The organism is Sphingomonas sp. ATCC 31555 (assembly GCF_000282895.1).
Lineage (GTDB): Bacteria > Pseudomonadota > Alphaproteobacteria > Sphingomonadales > Sphingomonadaceae > Sphingomonas.
Genome location: NZ_ALBQ01000004.1, coordinates 112696 through 129286, shown reverse-complemented (window position 1 = coordinate 129286; position 16591 = coordinate 112696). Strand labels below are relative to the sequence as shown.

The window sequence follows — 16591 nt, the reverse complement described above, 5'->3', positions numbered from 1 at the left end:
GCGCCGCAAACGCCCGCTAAACCCCGGCCCCCATGTCGATCCATATCCTTCATCTTCATTCCAGCTTCGCGATGGACGGCGGCGAACCGCGATCGGTGCAGCTGATGAACGCCTTTGGCGATCGTGCCCGGCACACCGTCGTCTCGGCGCTGCCCGATCAGCTCTCCGCACGGAATGCGATCGACAAGCATGTGAAATACGAGATCGCGCTCGACCCGCCGCCGCTCGTCGGCAAGCCTTCGGTCAAGCGCTATGAGGCGATCGCGCGGTTCATGCGGCGCTTCGATCTGGTGCTGACCCATGGCTGGGGCGCGATCGACGGGGTGATGGCCGCGCGGGTGTTCGGCAAGGGACTGCCGCCGATCGTGCATCACGAGGATGAGCTCGACGGTGGAGACACCGGCAAGCAGAGCACGATGCGCAACATGTATCGACGCCTCGCACTGCCGGCGGCGAATGCGCTGATCGTGCCTTCGGCGCGGATCGAGCAGGTGGCGTTGCAGTTCTGGAAGCAGCCGGCCGAGCGGATTGTGCGGATTCCGCGCGGCGTGCCGGTAGCGCGCTATGCGCAGGCACCAGAGCCGTCGCTGCTGCCGATGCTGAGTAAGCGGCGCAAGGGGGAGATATTCATCGCGTGTATCTCTGGGCTCCAGCCGGTCGAGGATCTGCCGCTGCTCGTCCGTGCTGTGGGCGGCATGACATCGCGCTTCCGGCTGGTGATCATGGGTGAGGGGCCGGAGCGCCAGGCGATCCTTGACCAGGCCGAGGCGATGGCGGTGGAGGACCAGGTATTCTTGCCAGGCGTGCTGCCCGATCCGCACCGCTATCTGGGGTTGTTCGACCTGTTCGCGCTCTCGGCCAAGGCCGCAGAGGCGCCGGTATCGGTGTTGCAGGCGATGGCCGCAGGACTGACGGTGGTGGCACCCAGGCTAGGGGATATCCCTGCGATGGTATCCGAGCCAAACCAGCGATATTTGCTACCGGATCGCGGCGAAGTGACGCTGCGCGACCGCCTGGATCCCCTTGCGCAGCACCCGGAAGAGCGCAGGCGGGTCGGCGAGGCGAACCGATTGCGCGTTGCGGCGTTGTTCGATGCGGAAGCGATGGTCGAGGCCCATGCCCGGCTCTATGGGCAGGCGATGGGCCGGCCGGGCGTGCTGGGCTGAGATAGGTCCGCGCTATTTGTTACTCGCTTGTTGCGGCCGTTCCGGCTAGCGTCGTGCGGCAATTTTTGTGGAGGCAATGTGTTCAAGGGTCTTTCGCCCATCAACTACAACGGTCGCGAGGTCTGGCCGCTGGTAGAAGGTGGGAAGGGCGTCGCCGCGACCAACCATGCGAGTGCAGGGGCCTGGGCGGCAGCCGGCGGCATCGGCACGGTAAGTGCGGTCAACGCCGACAGCTACGACGCGGATGGCAAGATCATCCCGCAGATCTACCGTGCCCTCACGCGCCGCGAGCGCCATGAAGAACTGATCCAATACGCCATCGAAGGCGCCGTGCAGCAGGTGAAGCGCGCGTTCGACATTGCCGGCGGCAAGGGGGCCATCAACATCAACGTCCTCTGGGAAATGGGCGGCGCGCAGCGCGTCCTCCAGGGCGTGCTGGAGCGGACCAAGGGCATGGTGGCGGGCGTCACCTGCGGCGCGGGCATGCCCTACAAGCTCAGCGAGATCGCGGCGCACCATGAGGTGAGCTACCTGCCGATCGTCAGCTCCGGCCGCGCCTTCCGCGCGCTGTGGAAGCGGGCCTATTCGAAGGCGCAGGAATGGCTGGCGGCGGTGGTTTACGAGGACCCGTGGCTCGCCGGCGGCCATAACGGCCTGTCCAACGCCGAGGACCCGCGCGCGCCGCAGGACCCCTATCCGCGCGTCAAAGCACTGCGTGAGGTAATGCGCGAGGGCGGCCTGCCGGACAGCGTGCCGATCGTGATGGCTGGGGGCGTGTGGTATCTGCGCGATTGGAACGACTGGATCGACAATCCAGAGTTGGGGGCCATTGCCTTCCAGTTCGGCACCCGTCCGCTGCTCACCAAGGAAAGCCCGATCCCTGAGGGGTGGAAGGCCAAGCTGATGGAGATCGAGGAAGGCGATGTGCTGCTGCACCGCTTCTCGCCCACAGGCTTCTACTCGAGTGCGGTGCGCAATCCGTTCCTGCGCCACCTCGAAGCGCGTTCGGAGCGCCAGATCCCGTATTCGACCGAAGCGGCAGGCGACCATACCTTCCAGCTCGACGTGGGCGTGAAGGGCAAGAATTTCTGGGTTACGCGAAACGACCTTCTGCGTGCACGCGAATGGTATGCCCTGGGCTTCACCAGTGCGCTCAAGACGCCGGACAACACGCTAGTATTCGTGACCAGCGAGGACCAGCAGATCATCCGCAAGGACCAGGCCGACTGCATGGGCTGCCTAAGCCAGTGCCAGTTCTCGTCCTGGGCGGATAGCGAGACCAACTCGACCGGCCGACTGGCCGATCCGCGCAGCTTCTGCATCCAGAAGACCCTGCAGGACATCGCCCATGGCGGCGATACCGATCAGAACCTGATGTTTGCCGGCCATGCCGCGTACAACTTCAAGCGCGATCCCTTCTATTCAAACGGGTTCGTGCCGACGGTGAAGCAACTGGTGGACCGGATCTTGACCGGGGATTGAATCCGCACTTTCAAGCCCCTTCTCCTTGGAGGAGGGGTTTGAGGGCGAAGGAATTCCAGAACAGCGGTTGATCTGTGTGAGACTCAGCTCCGTCCCAACCTCTACCCTGAAGGGGAGGGGCTTAGATGGGTGTTACAGCCACCCCTCAAACACCTGATCCGGCGGGCGATGCCCGTCCGCCCAGCTGCGGATATTGGCGATGACCTTCATACCCATCGCCTCGCGCGCCTCGAAAGTCGCTGAGCCGAGGTGCGGCAGCAGCACGACATTTTCGAGCCCCATTAGCCGCGGATCGACGTTCGGCTCGTCGACATAGACGTCGAGCCCGGCACCTGCGATGCGGCGTTCCTGTAGCGCTGCTACCAGCGCGTTCGGATCGACGATCTCGCCGCGCGCGGTGTTGACCAGCCAAGCGTTGGGCCCGAGCAGATCGAGCCGCCGAGCGTCGATCAGGCCGCTGGTGGTGGCCGTGTGCGGCGTGTGAATCGTCAGGATGTCGATCGCTTCCAGCATCGCGTCGAGATCGTCGTGATAGGTTGCGCCGAGCTGGTGCTCCAGCACCTCATGCACGCGATGCCGCCCATGATAATGGATCTGCAGCCCAAACGCCCGCGCGCGCTGCGCCACCGCCTGGCCGATACGGCCCATACCGAGGATGCCTAGCCTGCGCCCCCCGATCCGGTGGCCGCGCATACTGGTGGGGCTCCAGCCGCGCCACGCGCCCGAGCGGACCAGCTTGTCGCCTTCCACCAGTCGGCGCGGCACGGCGAGGATCAGCGCCATCGCCATGTCGGCGGTATCGTCGGTCAGCACGCCGGGGGTGTTGGTAACGACGATGCCGCGGGCGCGAGCGGCCTTGAGGTCGATATGGCCGACGCCGGCGCCGTAATTGGCGATCAGCCGCAACCGATTGGGCGCGGCGGCTATCAGATCCGTTGTAATGCGGTCGGTGACGGTCGGCACCAGCACGTCGGCATCGGCCATGGCGGCGGAGAGAGCCGCGGCGTCCATCGCGCGATCGTCGGGATTCGGTACCGAGTCGAACAGCTCGCCCATTCGCGCTTCGCTGGCGTGCGGCAGCGCGCGCGTTAAAATCACCCGGGGGCGGGACGGTCGCTTTGGATCGGCCATGGCAATGGCTTGGCGAGTGCGTTCGATGCAGTCAACGGTTGAAGCGCTTGCGCCGCTGGTCGATAGACGGGGCCATGCAGCATCGATGCTTCTCGATTGGACTTTTGACTCTGGCGGTCCTGGCGTTCGCCGCTCCTGCGCATGCGGAGCGCAAGCCGCCTTATTATGCCTCGCTGAAGGCCAGCAAGGCGCGGATGCGTAGCGGGCCGGGGCGCAACTATCCGACCAGTTGGTTCTATCAGCGCCGCGGCCTGCCGCTGAAGGTGGTCGCCAGTTACGGCGCATGGCTGAAGGTGCGCGATCCGGATGGCGCGGAAGGCTGGATGCAGGCAAACCTGCTCGAGGACAAACGCACGGGAATCGTGCGCGGCGGCGTGGCCGAACTGCGACGCACCCCCGCGGGCGATTCGCACATCAGCTGGCGCGCGGCCCCGGGAGTGGTGGGGCGGATCAGCGCGTGCAACGCCGGCTGGTGCTGGTTCGACGTCGCGGGCCGCGCAGGCTATGTCGAGCAGGCGCGTCTTTGGGGGACCGATCCGGGGGAGGCGGTGCGGTAGACGGGCGCCGCGATCAGGCGGCGTCGTTCCTGCGGGGCCAAAGCCAAATCGCAGCGAGGGCGGCGCCGAATAAGGCGATCGCCATATCCTTTTGCGGATCCCAAGCATCGCCCTGCTGGCCGTTATACTCATCGGCCATGTCTGGGGCGATGAGGATCGTCAGCAGCCATTCGAAGATCTCGTAAAAGGCACTCATTGCACCGACGAACAGGAATGCGGTCCACACGCCCGCACGCCGCCCCATGCTGGCGTGGCGGTGCATCGCCTGTGCAACAGGTGCCACCCACAGCAGGCCGAACGCCAGATGCACGAACCGGTCATAGCCGTTGCGCACAAGCCCGAGCGTGCCGCCGATGCTGTGCCCAGTAAGAGCGACCGCCCAGGCGTCATAGGGGACGTTCGAATAGGTGTAGCGGCCACCCAGCGTGTGGAGCAGCCAGAAGAGGAGCAAGCCGACGATAGCGGCATCCGATAAGGGCCAGCGCCGCAGCAGAGGCGGGGCCGCCAAAAGCAGCAGCACGGTCGGCAGGTGCTGCAGCGGCGCGATTTCCGGGTAGGGCTGGCGGATGTTCGCAAAGACGACGGCGAGGCCGAGGAGCAGGAGCGACGCCAGCTGCGGTCGCGGAAGCCCGCGCCAGGCAGAGCCGTAGGAAGACATGGGAGAGGGATGACTTCTTTCCTCCCGCATGTCGAGCAGCGCTCGCTCGCGCAACTCGTCAGTCCATGAGTTCCACCGCCACGGCTGTCGCTTCGCCTCCGCCGATGCACAGCGATGCCAGGCCGCGCTTCTGGCCCTTGCGTTCCAGCGCCGATAGCAGCGTCGCCAGCACTCGCGCACCGCTCGCGCCGATAGGATGGCCTAGCGCGCATGCACCGCCATGAATGTTTACCACGTCATGGCTGAGGCCCAGGTCCTGCATCGCGATCATCGTCACGCAGGCAAAGGCTTCGTTAACCTCGAAAAGATCTACATCGCCCGTTTGCCAGCCAGCTTTCTCCAGCGCCTTGCGCATGGCGAAGACTGGTGCGGTAGTGAAGCGCGCCGGCGCGTGTGCGTGGGCGGCATGAGAGACGATCCGCGCGATCGGCGTCAGACCCAACTTTTCCGCGACCGATGCGCGGGCCAGCACCAGCGCCGCTGCCCCGTCCGAGATCGACGAGGCATTGGCGGCGGTGATCGTGCCGTCCTTGGCGAAAGCCGGCTTGAGCGTCGGGATCTTCGCCGGATCGGCTTTCCCAGGCTGCTCGTCAAGCGCCACGGTCACGACGCCCTTACGGCCCTGCAAATCGACGGGGACGATCTCCCGGTCGAACGCTCCGCTGGTCTGTGCCGCCTTGGCACGCTCGAGGCTCGCGATGGCGAAGGCGTCCTGCGCATCGCGGGTGAACTGATATTCGCCGGCGGTTTCCTCCGCGAAGCTGCCCATCAGCCGGCCGGGCTCATAGGCATCTTCCAGCCCGTCCAGGAACATATGGTCCTTCAGCACGTCGTGGCCGATGCGCGCGCCATTGCGGTGACGCATCGACAGATAGGGCGCGTTGGTCATGCTCTCCATGCCCCCGGCGACCAGTAGACCGGCCGAGCCGGCGGCAAGCGCCTCGGCCGCCATGATCGTCGCCTGCATGCCCGATCCGCACATCTTGTTGATCGTTGTCGCTTCGATGTGCAGCGGCAGGCCGGCCTTCAGTGCGGCCTGCCGGGCCGGAGCCTGGCCTAGTCCGGCGGGAAGCACGCAGCCCATATAGATGCGCTCGACGGCCTCGCCGTGTAGCCCGGCGCGCTCGACAGCGGCGCCCACCGCCGTGGCGCCGAGGTCGGTAGCGCTAGCATCGGCGAGACATCCCTGAAAACTGCCCATCGGCGTGCGGGCATAGGAAAGGATCACGATCGGATCGGCGGACATACAGGCTCCTCTCAACGGTTGGCGCCGATCTAGGCGGGCGGGCTACGGTTTGCAAAAGCGATCGCGCTCCCGCAGGAAGGCGCGGTGCATGAACCCCGTCGATCTTCCGATAAACCGCGCCGCGATTTGCGGCTGACTCGCGGCACGCTCGGGCGGTTCCGGCACTGGGAGCTCTCCAATATGCAAGCGGCAGGCGCATGAGCGCGATCGCGGCGTGGGGGTGGCCCGTCCTGCTCGGCGTTTTGGGAGCGGTGTTCGGCAGCTTCATTGCCGTGGTCGCAATCCGCTGGCCCGCAGGACGCCGCGCCACGCGGGGGCGATCGGCCTGCGACAGCTGCGCCCGATCGTTGACAGCAGCGGAGCTGATACCGGTGCTGAGTTTCCTCGTGCAGCGAGGCAAATGTCGCCACTGCCAGGCGACGATCCCGCCGAGCCATGTGGTGACGGAGATCGCCGGGTTGGCGATCGGCGTGATTGCCGGCCTCGCCGTGCCGGGGCTGCAGGGGGCCGCCGGTGCACTGTTCGGCTGGCTGCTGCTGGCGCTTGCCGCCCTCGATCTGGCAGCGTTCTGGCTGCCGAACGCGCTCAATGCCGCGCTGGCCGTGGCGGGGCTCGCTACCGGCGCGTTCGCGCTGGGCCCGCCACTGGCGGATCGCGTAATCGGCGGGGCAGGTGGCTTCGCCGTGCTATGGCTGGTGGCGCGCGGATATAAGGCGGCTCGAGGGCGACAGGGACTAGGCGGCGGAGATCCCAAGCTGTTCGCTGCAATCGGCTGTTGGCTTGGATGGCAGGACCTACCGTTGGTGCTGCTGGCGGCGAGCCTGATCGGGCTGGCAGCAGTGCTGGGCATGATGTGCGCCGGCAGGCGGGTGCGGGCGACGGATCGCCTGCCGTTCGGGGTGATGCTCGCCGCCGGTGCGTGGACGGTGTGGCTGGCGCCGCATCTTGTTCCGCCATCACCGCTGCCGGGCAGTACGATGATATTAGCGAGGGTACCTGACGCGCATTGAACCGCAGCGGCAAACGGCCCAAAAAAAAGGCCGCCCCAAAGGGCAGCCTATGAAAGTCTTAGGAGAGGATGCCTGAAAGGCCCGATCTTTCTGCACCTTACGAGGGTCTGCTGCAAGTGCGAAGTGTTACCGGTATCATTGCAAAATTTGCAACCTGTTAGCGTTGTCACTTGCGAAAAACGAAACCGCACATGAGGGATCTGCGTGACAACATTGAAATTAAACAATTTTTTGCCGTATCGGATGTCCATCGCCTCAAACGCCGTATCCTATGCAGTGGCCAGCGCATATCGGACATTGTTTGGCCTGCGCATCCCGGAATGGCGACTCGTGGCGGTGCTTGCAGAAGGCGGGGCGATGAGCCAGCAGGCGCTATGCGGCCGCACGCGCATGGACAAGGTGACGGTGAGCCGCGCCGCAATCGGACTGGTCGAACGCGGCCTGATCGCTCGCGCCGCCAATCCGAGTGACCAGCGGTCGCATCTCGTCGCGCTGACGCCGGAAGGATGGCAGCTGTACGAGCAGATCGCGCCCAAGGCGCTGGAGCTGGAGGCAAGGCTGTTCGCCAGCTTCTCGGATGCGGAGAAAGCGCAGCTTTCGGCGATGCTTGCGCGGATCGAGGCGGCGGCTACGGCATTTGACGGGGGTTGATCGCCCGGCGTGCCCTCGCGTAGACAGGGTCTGCCCTCCCCAGGCGTGTAGCAAAGAACCGCGAGGAGGACTCCGTGACGACTTATGTTGACCGCGCCGGATTGCAGGTTGCAGCCACGCTGGCCCGCTTCGTCGAGGAGGCCGTGCTCCCGCCGCTCTCCATCGATAGCGCTGCCTTCTGGACGAGCGCGGCGGCGGTCTTCGTCGAACTCGCGCCGGTGAATCGCGCGCTCCTTGACAAGCGGGATGCACTGCAAGCGGCGATCGACGCGCGGCTGATGGCCGGCGAGGCGGTCGACGAGGGCTTTCTGCGCGGGATCGGCTATCTGTTGCCTGAGCCGGCGCCGTTCGCCATCGCCACCGAAAATGTCGATGCCGAGATTTCGACGCTTGCCGGGCCGCAGCTGGTGGTGCCGGCGCTCAACGCTCGTTTCGTGCTCAACGCGGCAAACGCGCGCTGGGGCAGCCTGTATGATGCCCTGTACGGCACCGATGCCATCCAAGGTGCGCCGCATTCCGGCGGCTATGATGCGGCGCGAGGCCGGCAGGTGATCGCCTGGGCGCGGGGCTTTCTCGACCAGATTGCGCCGGCAGCTACCGAAATCGGCAGCGCCACGGACGGCGCGCGGGAGGCGACCTATTATCGTGGCGGCAACGGGCTGCACTTCGCCATCGTGCGCGATCCCCGCCATCCGATCGGCAAGGACGATCCCGATCATATCGCCGATGTGCTGCTCGAATCGGCGCTGACCGCAATCATCGACCTTGAGGATTCGGTCGCGGCGGTAGATGCCGAGGACAAGGTACTCGGCTATGCCAATTGGCTCGGACTAATGCGCGGCGATCTGGCGGAAACATTCGTGAAGAATGGCGAGAGCCTTACCCGTACACTGGTCGCCGATCGCGTGCTGGCGAACGGGGTCACGTTACCCGGTCGCGCGGTGCTGCTGATCCGAAATGTCGGCCACTTGATGACGACGCCGGCGGTGCTTTTGCCAGACGGCAAAGAAGCGCCCGAGGGTGTTTTGGACGCGATCGTCACTGGGGCGATTGGCCTGCACGACTTGAAGGGTCTGGGCACGCTGCGCAACAGCCGGGCGGGATCGATCTATGTCGTGAAGCCGAAGATGCATGGGCCCGAGGAATGCGCCTTTGCCGATCGGCTCTACGGTGCCGTCGAGAAACTGCTTGGGATCGCGCCCAACACGATCAAGATCGGCCTGATGGACGAGGAGCGGCGCACTTCCGCCAATCTCGCCGCGTGCATCCATGCGCTGAAGCACCGGCTGTTCTTCATCAACACCGGATTCCTCGACCGCACGGGCGATGAAATTCACACCAGCATGCGCACGGGCCCAATGGTGCCCAAGGCCGAGATGAAGAACGCGCGCTGGATCGCCGCCTATGAGGCGCGTAACGTGCGCATTGGGCTGGATTGCGGCCTTTCCGGCAAGGCGCAGATTGGCAAGGGCATGTGGGCGGCGCCGGATCGAATGGCCGACATGCTGGCGCAGAAGATCGCGCATCCGAACAGCGGCGCGACTACTGCATGGGTTCCGAGCCCCACCGCGGCGACGCTGCACGCCACGCATTATCATCAGGTCGATGTCTTCGCCCGCCAGCGCGCGCTTGCAACGGCGGTGCCGCCGCTTTTGTCCGATCTGCTGACCGTGCCGCTCGCCGGGGGGCGGAACTGGACGGCAGACGAGATCGCGCAGGAACTGGACAACAATGCGCAGGGCATATTGGGCTATGTCGTTCGCTGGGTGGACCAGGGGGTCGGTTGCTCGAAGGTGCCGGACTTGCACGATATCGGTTTAATGGAGGATCGCGCGACGCTGCGCATTTCGTCGCAGCACATCGCCAATTGGCTGCTGCACGGCGTTGCGAGCGCGGCGCAGGTGGAAGCCGCTTTGCTGCGCATGGCGGCCAAGGTGGACGCGCAGAATGCCGGCGACCCAGCCTATCGCTCGATGGCAAGCGATCCGGCGCGGAGCTTGGCGTTTCAGGCGGCGAAGGCGTTGATCTTTGAAGGAGCGACACAGCCAAACGGCTATACGGAGCCGTTGCTGCACCGCTTCCGCGCCCTCGCCAAGGCGCGCGAGGCTTGCAATTGATCGCAACCTTCGCTTCTGCGGATTAAGCTTGGGAGCAAAATCGGCAACAAACCGTTACGGATTCAAGTGGGCCGGAATCGATCACGGCTCCCGAAGGAGGCGCGTGGTAATAGGGGTTCGGGCGGTTTGGATCGCCGCGCTCGCCGGGGCGAGTTTCATTCCGGCACTGGCCCAGGCGCAGATCAGCGATGCCAAGCCGGGCCAGGGCGCGCCGGGGCAGGCGCTGCCCGGCGGCGATGCTGCGCGCGATCCGGCCCCTGACGCCCAAGAGCCGATCGTTCCCGACGCGGCATTCGAAAAGGCGCTGCCCAAGCTGAGCGACGACATCAATGCGCCGCTGGAGCCGATCCAGAGGTTCGATAAACCCGCAGCCCCGCCCGTGCAGCCCAACGCTGTGCAGCCTGCAGCGCCGACCCAGCAGAGTCCGGCGCCCGTGCCCGCGGGGGATCAGGCGCCCGCGCCCAGCCAGAATCAGGGGCTCGCGCCAGTGGGGCCGGTTCCCGCTGAGATGGAAGCGCCACTGCCATCGTTAGCCGAATTCAAGGTCGATCCCTCCGCAGCCCCGGCGGAAGACGATTCCGAAGAGGCGCCGGCTATTCGCTACACCACGGTAGTGACGGGGCTCGACAAGCTGCGGCTGGAAGATTCGTTCGACAATCTCTCCGCCCTATCCAACGGCAAGGGCAAGGCCGCCAACGCCGCCATGGTCGCTGCGCGCGCGCGCGAGGACGAAAAGCTCGCGCTCCGGCTGATGCGGTCACTCGGCTATTACGACGGCGCCGCCTCGTCGCTGCTCGAACAGGTGCCGCCTAATTCGGGCAATCTGCGCGCGACGATCACGGCAAGCCCGGGGACGCTGTACCGGTTGGGCACGATCCGCATCGAGAGCGACCAGACCGTTCCGTTCGGCCTGCTCGACCGCGAGCTGAATTTGAACCCGGGCGATCCGATCCAAGCGGATCGCGTGATGGGCGCCGAGGCGAACGTCTCGCTGCGGCTGCCGCAGCAGGGATATCCGTTTGTGGAGGTCGGCCAGCGTGACATCCTGCTCGACGAGACGACGCATACCGGCGACTATACGTTGCCGGTTACCCTTGGGCCGCGCGCCAGCTTCGGGGCGATCCAGACGGGCGGGGCGCGGCCGGTGTTCGATGCCGAGCACGTCAATATCTTCCGCCGCTATCGTGAGGGGGCGATCTATGACAGCCGGCGGGTGGACGATTTGCGGCAGGCGCTGATCGCGACTGGGCTGTTCTCCACCGTCGCGGTGGAGCCGAAGCGGACAGGCGAGCCCGGCCCCGACGGCACTGAGAAGGTAGATCTGCTCGTCACCCAAGTGGCGGGAAAGCCGCGCACGCTGGCTGGCGAACTGGGCTACAGCACCGGACAGGGCATCAAGCTGCAGGCGAGCTGGACTCACCGCAACCTGTTCCCGCCCGAAGGCGCGCTGACCGTGAGCAGCATCTTGGGTACTCAAGAACAGGCGCTGACGACCACCTTCCGCAGATCGAATGCCGGCAAGCGCGATCGCACGCTGTTGCTGATCGCCTCGCTCAATCACGCGAACTACGAAGCATTCGAATCCTATACCACGACGCTGTCGGGGCGGATCTCGCGCGATTCGACGCCGATCTGGCAAAAGCGCTGGACCTATTACTACGGCGCGGAACTGGTGGGTTCGAACGAGGACCGGTACAATTTCGACCTGGGGAAGCGCGACCGCGGCACCTGGCTGATCGCGGCAATTCCTACGTTCCTTGGCTATGACACGTCCGACGACCTGCTGAATCCCACCCGCGGCTATCGCATCAAGGCCAATGCGAGCGCTGAAACGTCGGTGCGCGGATCGGTGCGGCCCTATGTGCGGACGATGGTCGAGGTGACCGGCTATTATCCCGTCACCCGCAACATAGTAATCGCCGGGCGCGCGCGTGCGGGATCGATCAACGGCGTCTTGCGCGACGAACTGCCGCCGTCACGGCGCTACTACAGCGGGGGCGGCGGATCGGTGCGTGGCTTCGGCTATCAGCAGCTCGGCCCGCGATCGCCAGACGACCGGCCGGTGGGCGGCCGATCGTTTAACGAATTCGGCATCGAGGCGCGCTATCGCTTCGGCAACTACGGCATCGTCCCGTTTGTCGATGCGGGACAGGTCTATGAAGGCGTTATGCCGACGGGGCGCAATCTGCGCTTCGGCGCGGGCATCGGTGGTCGGCTTTACACCAACTTCGGCCCGCTGCGAATCGATGTGGCGACGCCGATCGCACGCAAGCGGAACGAACCAAAGATCGCACTCTATATCTCGATCGGGCAGGCCTTCTGATGGTGGACGCATTGCCTGAAGGCGAGAAACCGGCATCCGCAGTGCGACCGGGCAAGCCCATCTGGCTGCGCGTCGTGCAGTGGGTTGTCGTCGGCGCGGTGTCGCTCGCCGCGGTGGTGGGGCTGGCGCTGCTGGGGCTCGATACCCAGCCGGGGCGCCGACTGATCGCAGACCAGCTCAGCCGCCTGCAACTCGCTTCCGGCCTCGGTTTTCGCATCGGGCGGATCGATGGATCGATCTATGGCGCGATGGTGCTGCGCGATGTGCGTGTGCGCGATGCAAAGGGCGTGTTCGCTACCGCGCAGGAGATCCGGCTGGACTGGCGGCCGTTCGCCTATGCCAACAACCGGATTGACATCCGCAGCCTTACCAGTCCCGAGGTGCGGCTGGCGCGGCTGCCCGAATTGAAACCGTCGGGCGATCCGAACGCGCCGCTGCTCCCGGATCTGAACATCGATATCGCCCGGCTGGAGGTCGTCCGGGTCGACATCGGCCCGGGCGTGAGCGGGCAGCGGCACATCGCGCGGCTGCGTGGATCGGCCCATCTTTCGGACGGACGGGCACAGATCCGCGCCGATGCCGGCACGATCGCGGCGCGCGGCGTAGCGGGCGGCGACCGGCTGAACCTAACATTGGACGCGGTGCCGGCGGCGAACCGGCTTCGCATCGATCTTCGGCTCGACGCGCCGGCGGCAGGTCTGGTCGCCAGTCTCGCCAAGCTGCAGGCGCCGCTGCGTGCGACGGTGCAAGGCAGCGGTGACTGGAAGCAATGGCGCGGGCGCGGCCTTGCCACGCTGGGCGGTGCGAATTTCGCCAATCTAACGATTGCCGCAGACAATGGTCGCTTCCAAATCCGCGGCATGACGCATCCGGGCCTGTATCTGGCGGGGCCAGTGGAGCGGCTGACGGCGCCGGGTCTGCAGCTGGATACCGATTTCCGATGGGCGGACCGGACGGCGAACGGCGTGGTGAAGCTACGCTCGGACGCGCTTTCGGCAGAGGCGAGCGGGCTCGTCGACCTCGGCAACAACCAATTCCGCAACGTGCGCGTCGACGCGCTGCTGATCAAGCCCGGCTCGATCGCGCCGCAGCTGAATGGGCGAGCAGTGCGCGCCGCCCTGGCACTGGATGGAGCGTTCGCCACGCCGATGGTGGATTACAAGCTCTCCGCGGGCGCGATCGGCTTCGGCGAGACGGTGGTCGAGGGGCTGGTGGCGGAGGGCCAGGCCAGGGTGAATTCCGACCGGATCCTGATCCCCGTGCGCGCAAGCGCGAAGCGCATTGCGGGCTTGAATGCCGCCGCCGGCGGGCTCGTTACTAACGTGTCGATCAACGGCGACCTAGCCATCTCGGGCGGACGTATCCTGTCCGACAATCTCCGGCTTCGTTCGGACAAGGTGGACGCGACTGCCATTGTCGCCGCCGACATGGCGCGCGGCCGCTACGCCGGTGCGATCAAGGGCCGGATCAACCAGTATCGGATTGATGGGGTCGGCGTGGTCGACCTTAACACCGATGCGGAACTCTATACCGCGCCCGGCGGCGGCTGGGGCATTCGCGGCCGTGTGGCGGGGCGCAGCCGCACACTGTTCAACGAAGGCGTGCGCAACTTTTTGGGCGGGAACACCGTCGCGTCGGCGCGGCTGAACCTGGATCCGCGCGGCGTGATCGGTATCAGCGAGGTGCGAATGCGGGCACCTCAATTCCGGGTGCTGCGCGGATCGGGCACCTATGATCCGGCCGGACCGATCCGGCTGACCGCCGAGGCCGTATCGACCCGATATGGCCCGCTCAGCGCGCGCGTGACCGGCACGCTGGCAGCGCCGCAGCTCCTCTTGCGGGCCGAAAAGCCGGGGTTGGGCGTGGGCCTTGCCAAGGTTGAGGCGCGGGTGAGCGGGCGCGGCGACGCCTATGCCGTCACCGCCACTGGCGAGAGCAATTACGGGCCGTTCAACGCCGATGTGCTGGTGCGCACCGGCCGCGCGCTGGCAATCGACGTGCGCGCGGCCCGCTTTGCGGGCATGAACATCGTAGGCCAGGTGCAAGCCACGCCGACTGGGCCCTTTGCAGGACAGTTGCGCTTCCAGGGATCGGGTGTCGATGGCGTGGCGACGCTGGGCGCAGAAGGCGATCTTCAGCGCGCGGACCTGCGCGCCGCAGCTTTCAACGCGAGCATACCGGGCGTCGCGGAGTTCTCCATCGGCCGCGCCATTGCCACTGGCAGCATCGTGCTGGCGGAGCAGCCGCAGATCCTAGCGGATGTGCAGATCGCCAACCTGAAGCGCGGCGAGTTCCTGCTGAAGACGGCACGCGCCAAGATCGACTATCGTGGCGGCAACGGATCGGTGCAGGCGGTTGCGACGGGATCGTCCGGTGTGCCGTTCGACATCGCGGTGAACGGACGAATGACGCCCAAGCAGTGGCTGCTGACGTTGCAGGGGCAGGCGAGCGGCATCCGCTTCCGCACACCGAATGCGATGCAGGTCGCGGTGAACGATGGGCGATATCGGCTGTTGCCGACGCGGATCGACTTCGACCAGGGCAGCGTGCGGATCGCGGGGCGATATGGCGACGGCATGGCCGTCCAGGCGCGGCTCGACCGGATGGACCTGGCGATCATCAACGCCTTCGTGCCCGATCTGGGCATGGGCGGCACCGCGTCCGGCAGCCTGGACTTCGCTCAGCCGGATGCAGATACGTTCCCGAGCGCCGATGTCCGGCTTGAGATCGACGACCTGACCCGATCGAGCCTCGCGCGGGTTTCGACGCCGGTGCATGTCAGCCTGCTGGCCCGGCTGCTGCCGGATGGCGGCGACGCGCGGGCGCTGATCCGAAAGGGCGATGCCACGATCGGCCGCGTGGTCGCGACGCTGCGGCCGCTCGGCCCGAGCGCGGGTAGTTGGACGCAGCGGCTGATGGCAGCGCCGCTTTCCGGCGGCATCCGCTATAATGGCCCGTCCGCGCTGCCCTTCGCCTTTGCCGGGCTGCCGAACCAGCAGCTCACCGGCCCGATCGGAATCGCTGCCGACTTCTCCGGCCGCGTTGATCGACCGCAGCTGAACGGCCTGGTGCGCGCCGACAACCTGACCTACGACAACGAAACGACGGGCACGCGCCTCGCCAATCTGAAGATCGACGGGCAGTTCTCCAACGACGCTTTCGTCCTCAACCAGGCAAGCGCGCGTGCCGGGGACGGCACCGTGAGCGCGAGCGGCCGGGTGGGCCTTTCATCCGCAGAGGGTTTCCCGATGGCGATCAATGTCAAGCTCGCCGATGCGCGCCTGGCGCGGAGCGAATCGCTTGGGGCGACCGCGAGCGGATCGCTGACGGTCACCAAGGGCGCCGGCGTGCAGAAGATCGAGGGCGACATTTCCATCCCCCAAGCCAATTACCAGATAATCCGTCAGGGCGCGGCCGAGATCTCGGAACTGACCGGGGTCCGGCGGAAGGGCGACTTGGATCCGGCGCAGCAGGCGCGTGCACCCAAGCCGGCGCGTGCCTTCGCCAATTTCGACCTGAACATCCTGGTGCATGCCGATAACCGGCTGATGCTGAGCGGCATGGGCCTGGAATCCGAATGGCAGGCGCGGATCACCATCGGCGGCACGACGATCAACCCGCAGGTCCGCGGAACGATGGAAGTCGTGCGCGGCACCTATAGCTTCGCCAGCCGCCGGTTCGACCTGAGCAAGGGTATCATCCGTTTTCAGGGCGCGGAACTGACTAATCCGACGATCGACATCTCCGCCAGCACCACGGCGGAAGGCGTCACCGCGATCCTCAACATCACCGGAACCGCGCAAAAGCCGCAGATCGCATTCACGTCCAATCCTGCGCTGCCGCAGGACGAAGTGCTGTCGCGCCTGTTCTTCGGCACGAACGTGACCAATCTTTCCGCCACGGAGGCGATCCAGTTGGCGGCGGCGCTGAACTCGCTGCGCGGTAGCGGCGGCGGGCTCAATCCGCTCGGCCAGCTGAAATCGGCAACGGGTATCGATCGGTTGCGCGTGCTCGGCGCCGACGATACGACGGGCCGCGGGACCTCACTTGCCGCGGGCAAGTATATCACCAACGATATCTACATCGAGATCATCACCGATGCCCGCGGTTTCACAGCGACGCAGCTAGAGATTTCGCTTTCCCGGGCGCTGAGTGCATTGTCGCAGACCAGTTCCTTCGGCGGATCGGGAGCAAGCCTGCGCTACTCTCGTGATTATTGAGGTAGCGCGACATGACAAGGCATGCGACGA

Annotated in this window: 11 protein-coding genes; 8 read left to right on the top strand and 3 right to left on the bottom strand. The window is 65.8% G+C overall.

All coding sequences use genetic code 11. The features are described from left to right. Nucleotides 1-32: 32 nt before the first annotated feature. Nucleotides 33-1166 (top strand): glycosyltransferase family 4 protein, encoded by a 1134-nt coding sequence (locus B215_RS0102185; protein ID WP_019367991.1) that lies wholly within the window; start codon nucleotides 33-35, stop codon nucleotides 1164-1166. Between the two features lie 78 nt (nucleotides 1167-1244). Next, the gene (locus B215_RS0102180; protein WP_019367990.1) at nucleotides 1245-2648 is read left to right on the top strand and encodes an NAD(P)H-dependent flavin oxidoreductase; all 1404 of its coding nucleotides are present in this window, start codon (nucleotides 1245-1247) and stop codon (nucleotides 2646-2648) included. Between the two features lie 132 nt (nucleotides 2649-2780). Here B215_RS0102180 and B215_RS0102175 read toward each other — a convergent pair whose 3' ends face one another. Continuing rightward, nucleotides 2781-3779, bottom strand: coding sequence for a 2-hydroxyacid dehydrogenase (locus tag B215_RS0102175; protein ID WP_026008848.1), 999 nt, complete (start codon nucleotides 3777-3779; stop codon nucleotides 2781-2783). 74 nt (nucleotides 3780-3853) lie between these two features. Here B215_RS0102175 and B215_RS0102170 point away from each other — a divergent pair, with 74 nt between their 5' ends. Continuing rightward, nucleotides 3854-4336, top strand: a complete 483-nt coding sequence (locus tag B215_RS0102170; protein WP_019367988.1) for an SH3 domain-containing protein — start codon at nucleotides 3854-3856, stop codon at nucleotides 4334-4336. Nucleotides 4337-4349: 13 nt separating this feature from the next. Here B215_RS0102170 and B215_RS0102165 read toward each other — a convergent pair whose 3' ends face one another. Further along, nucleotides 4350-4994 carry a DUF2238 domain-containing protein gene (locus B215_RS0102165; protein WP_019367987.1) on the bottom strand — a complete coding sequence of 215 codons (645 nt, stop codon included), beginning with the start codon at nucleotides 4992-4994 and terminating at the stop codon, nucleotides 4350-4352. A gap of 58 nt (nucleotides 4995-5052) precedes the next feature. Beyond that, entirely contained in the window at nucleotides 5053-6240 is a 1188-nt protein-coding gene (locus tag B215_RS0102160) for an acetyl-CoA C-acyltransferase (protein ID WP_019367986.1), read from the bottom strand. A gap of 197 nt (nucleotides 6241-6437) precedes the next feature. Between B215_RS0102160 and B215_RS0102155 the strand changes: the two genes are divergently transcribed. The 5 genes from B215_RS0102155 to B215_RS0102135 all read left to right on the top strand — a co-directional run bounded on the left by B215_RS0102155 (nucleotide 6438) and on the right by B215_RS0102135 (nucleotide 16561). Next, on the top strand, nucleotides 6438-7250 hold the full coding sequence (locus B215_RS0102155) for a prepilin peptidase (RefSeq protein ID WP_019367985.1): 813 nt from the start codon (nucleotides 6438-6440) through the stop codon (nucleotides 7248-7250). A gap of 243 nt (nucleotides 7251-7493) precedes the next feature. After that, nucleotides 7494-7901 (top strand): MarR family winged helix-turn-helix transcriptional regulator, encoded by a 408-nt coding sequence (locus B215_RS0102150; protein WP_019367984.1) that lies wholly within the window; start codon nucleotides 7494-7496, stop codon nucleotides 7899-7901. Nucleotides 7902-7975: 74 nt separating this feature from the next. Beyond that, nucleotides 7976-10018 (top strand): malate synthase G, encoded by a 2043-nt coding sequence (locus B215_RS0102145; protein WP_037512792.1) that lies wholly within the window; start codon nucleotides 7976-7978, stop codon nucleotides 10016-10018. 103 nt (nucleotides 10019-10121) lie between these two features. Continuing rightward, a complete protein-coding gene (locus B215_RS0102140; protein ID WP_019367982.1) occupies nucleotides 10122-12341 on the top strand; it encodes an autotransporter assembly complex protein TamA in 2220 nt (739 codons plus the stop codon). Then, nucleotides 12341-16561 (top strand): translocation/assembly module TamB domain-containing protein, encoded by a 4221-nt coding sequence (locus B215_RS0102135; protein ID WP_019367981.1) that lies wholly within the window; start codon nucleotides 12341-12343, stop codon nucleotides 16559-16561. The genes B215_RS0102140 and B215_RS0102135 overlap by 1 nt, the downstream gene beginning before the upstream one ends. Nucleotides 16562-16591: the final 30 nt, after the last annotated feature.

Excerpts from the sequence above, each read along its gene's own strand:
- B215_RS0102165 (WP_019367987.1), bottom strand. The coding sequence starts at position 4,994 with ATGTCTTCCTACGGCTCTGCCTGGCGCGGGCTTCCGCGACCGCAGCTG.
- B215_RS0102185 (WP_019367991.1), top strand. The coding sequence starts at position 33 with ATGTCGATCCATATCCTTCATCTTCATTCCAGCTTCGCGATGGACGGC.
- B215_RS0102170 (WP_019367988.1), top strand. The coding sequence starts at position 3,854 with ATGCAGCATCGATGCTTCTCGATTGGACTTTTGACTCTGGCGGTCCTG.
- B215_RS0102175 (WP_026008848.1), bottom strand. The coding sequence starts at position 3,779 with ATGGCCGATCCAAAGCGACCGTCCCGCCCCCGGGTGATTTTAACGCGC.
- B215_RS0102155 (WP_019367985.1), top strand. The coding sequence starts at position 6,438 with ATGAGCGCGATCGCGGCGTGGGGGTGGCCCGTCCTGCTCGGCGTTTTG.
- B215_RS0102160 (WP_019367986.1), bottom strand. The coding sequence starts at position 6,240 with ATGTCCGCCGATCCGATCGTGATCCTTTCCTATGCCCGCACGCCGATG.
- B215_RS0102135 (WP_019367981.1), top strand. The coding sequence starts at position 12,341 with ATGGTGGACGCATTGCCTGAAGGCGAGAAACCGGCATCCGCAGTGCGA.
- B215_RS0102150 (WP_019367984.1), top strand. The coding sequence starts at position 7,494 with ATGTCCATCGCCTCAAACGCCGTATCCTATGCAGTGGCCAGCGCATAT.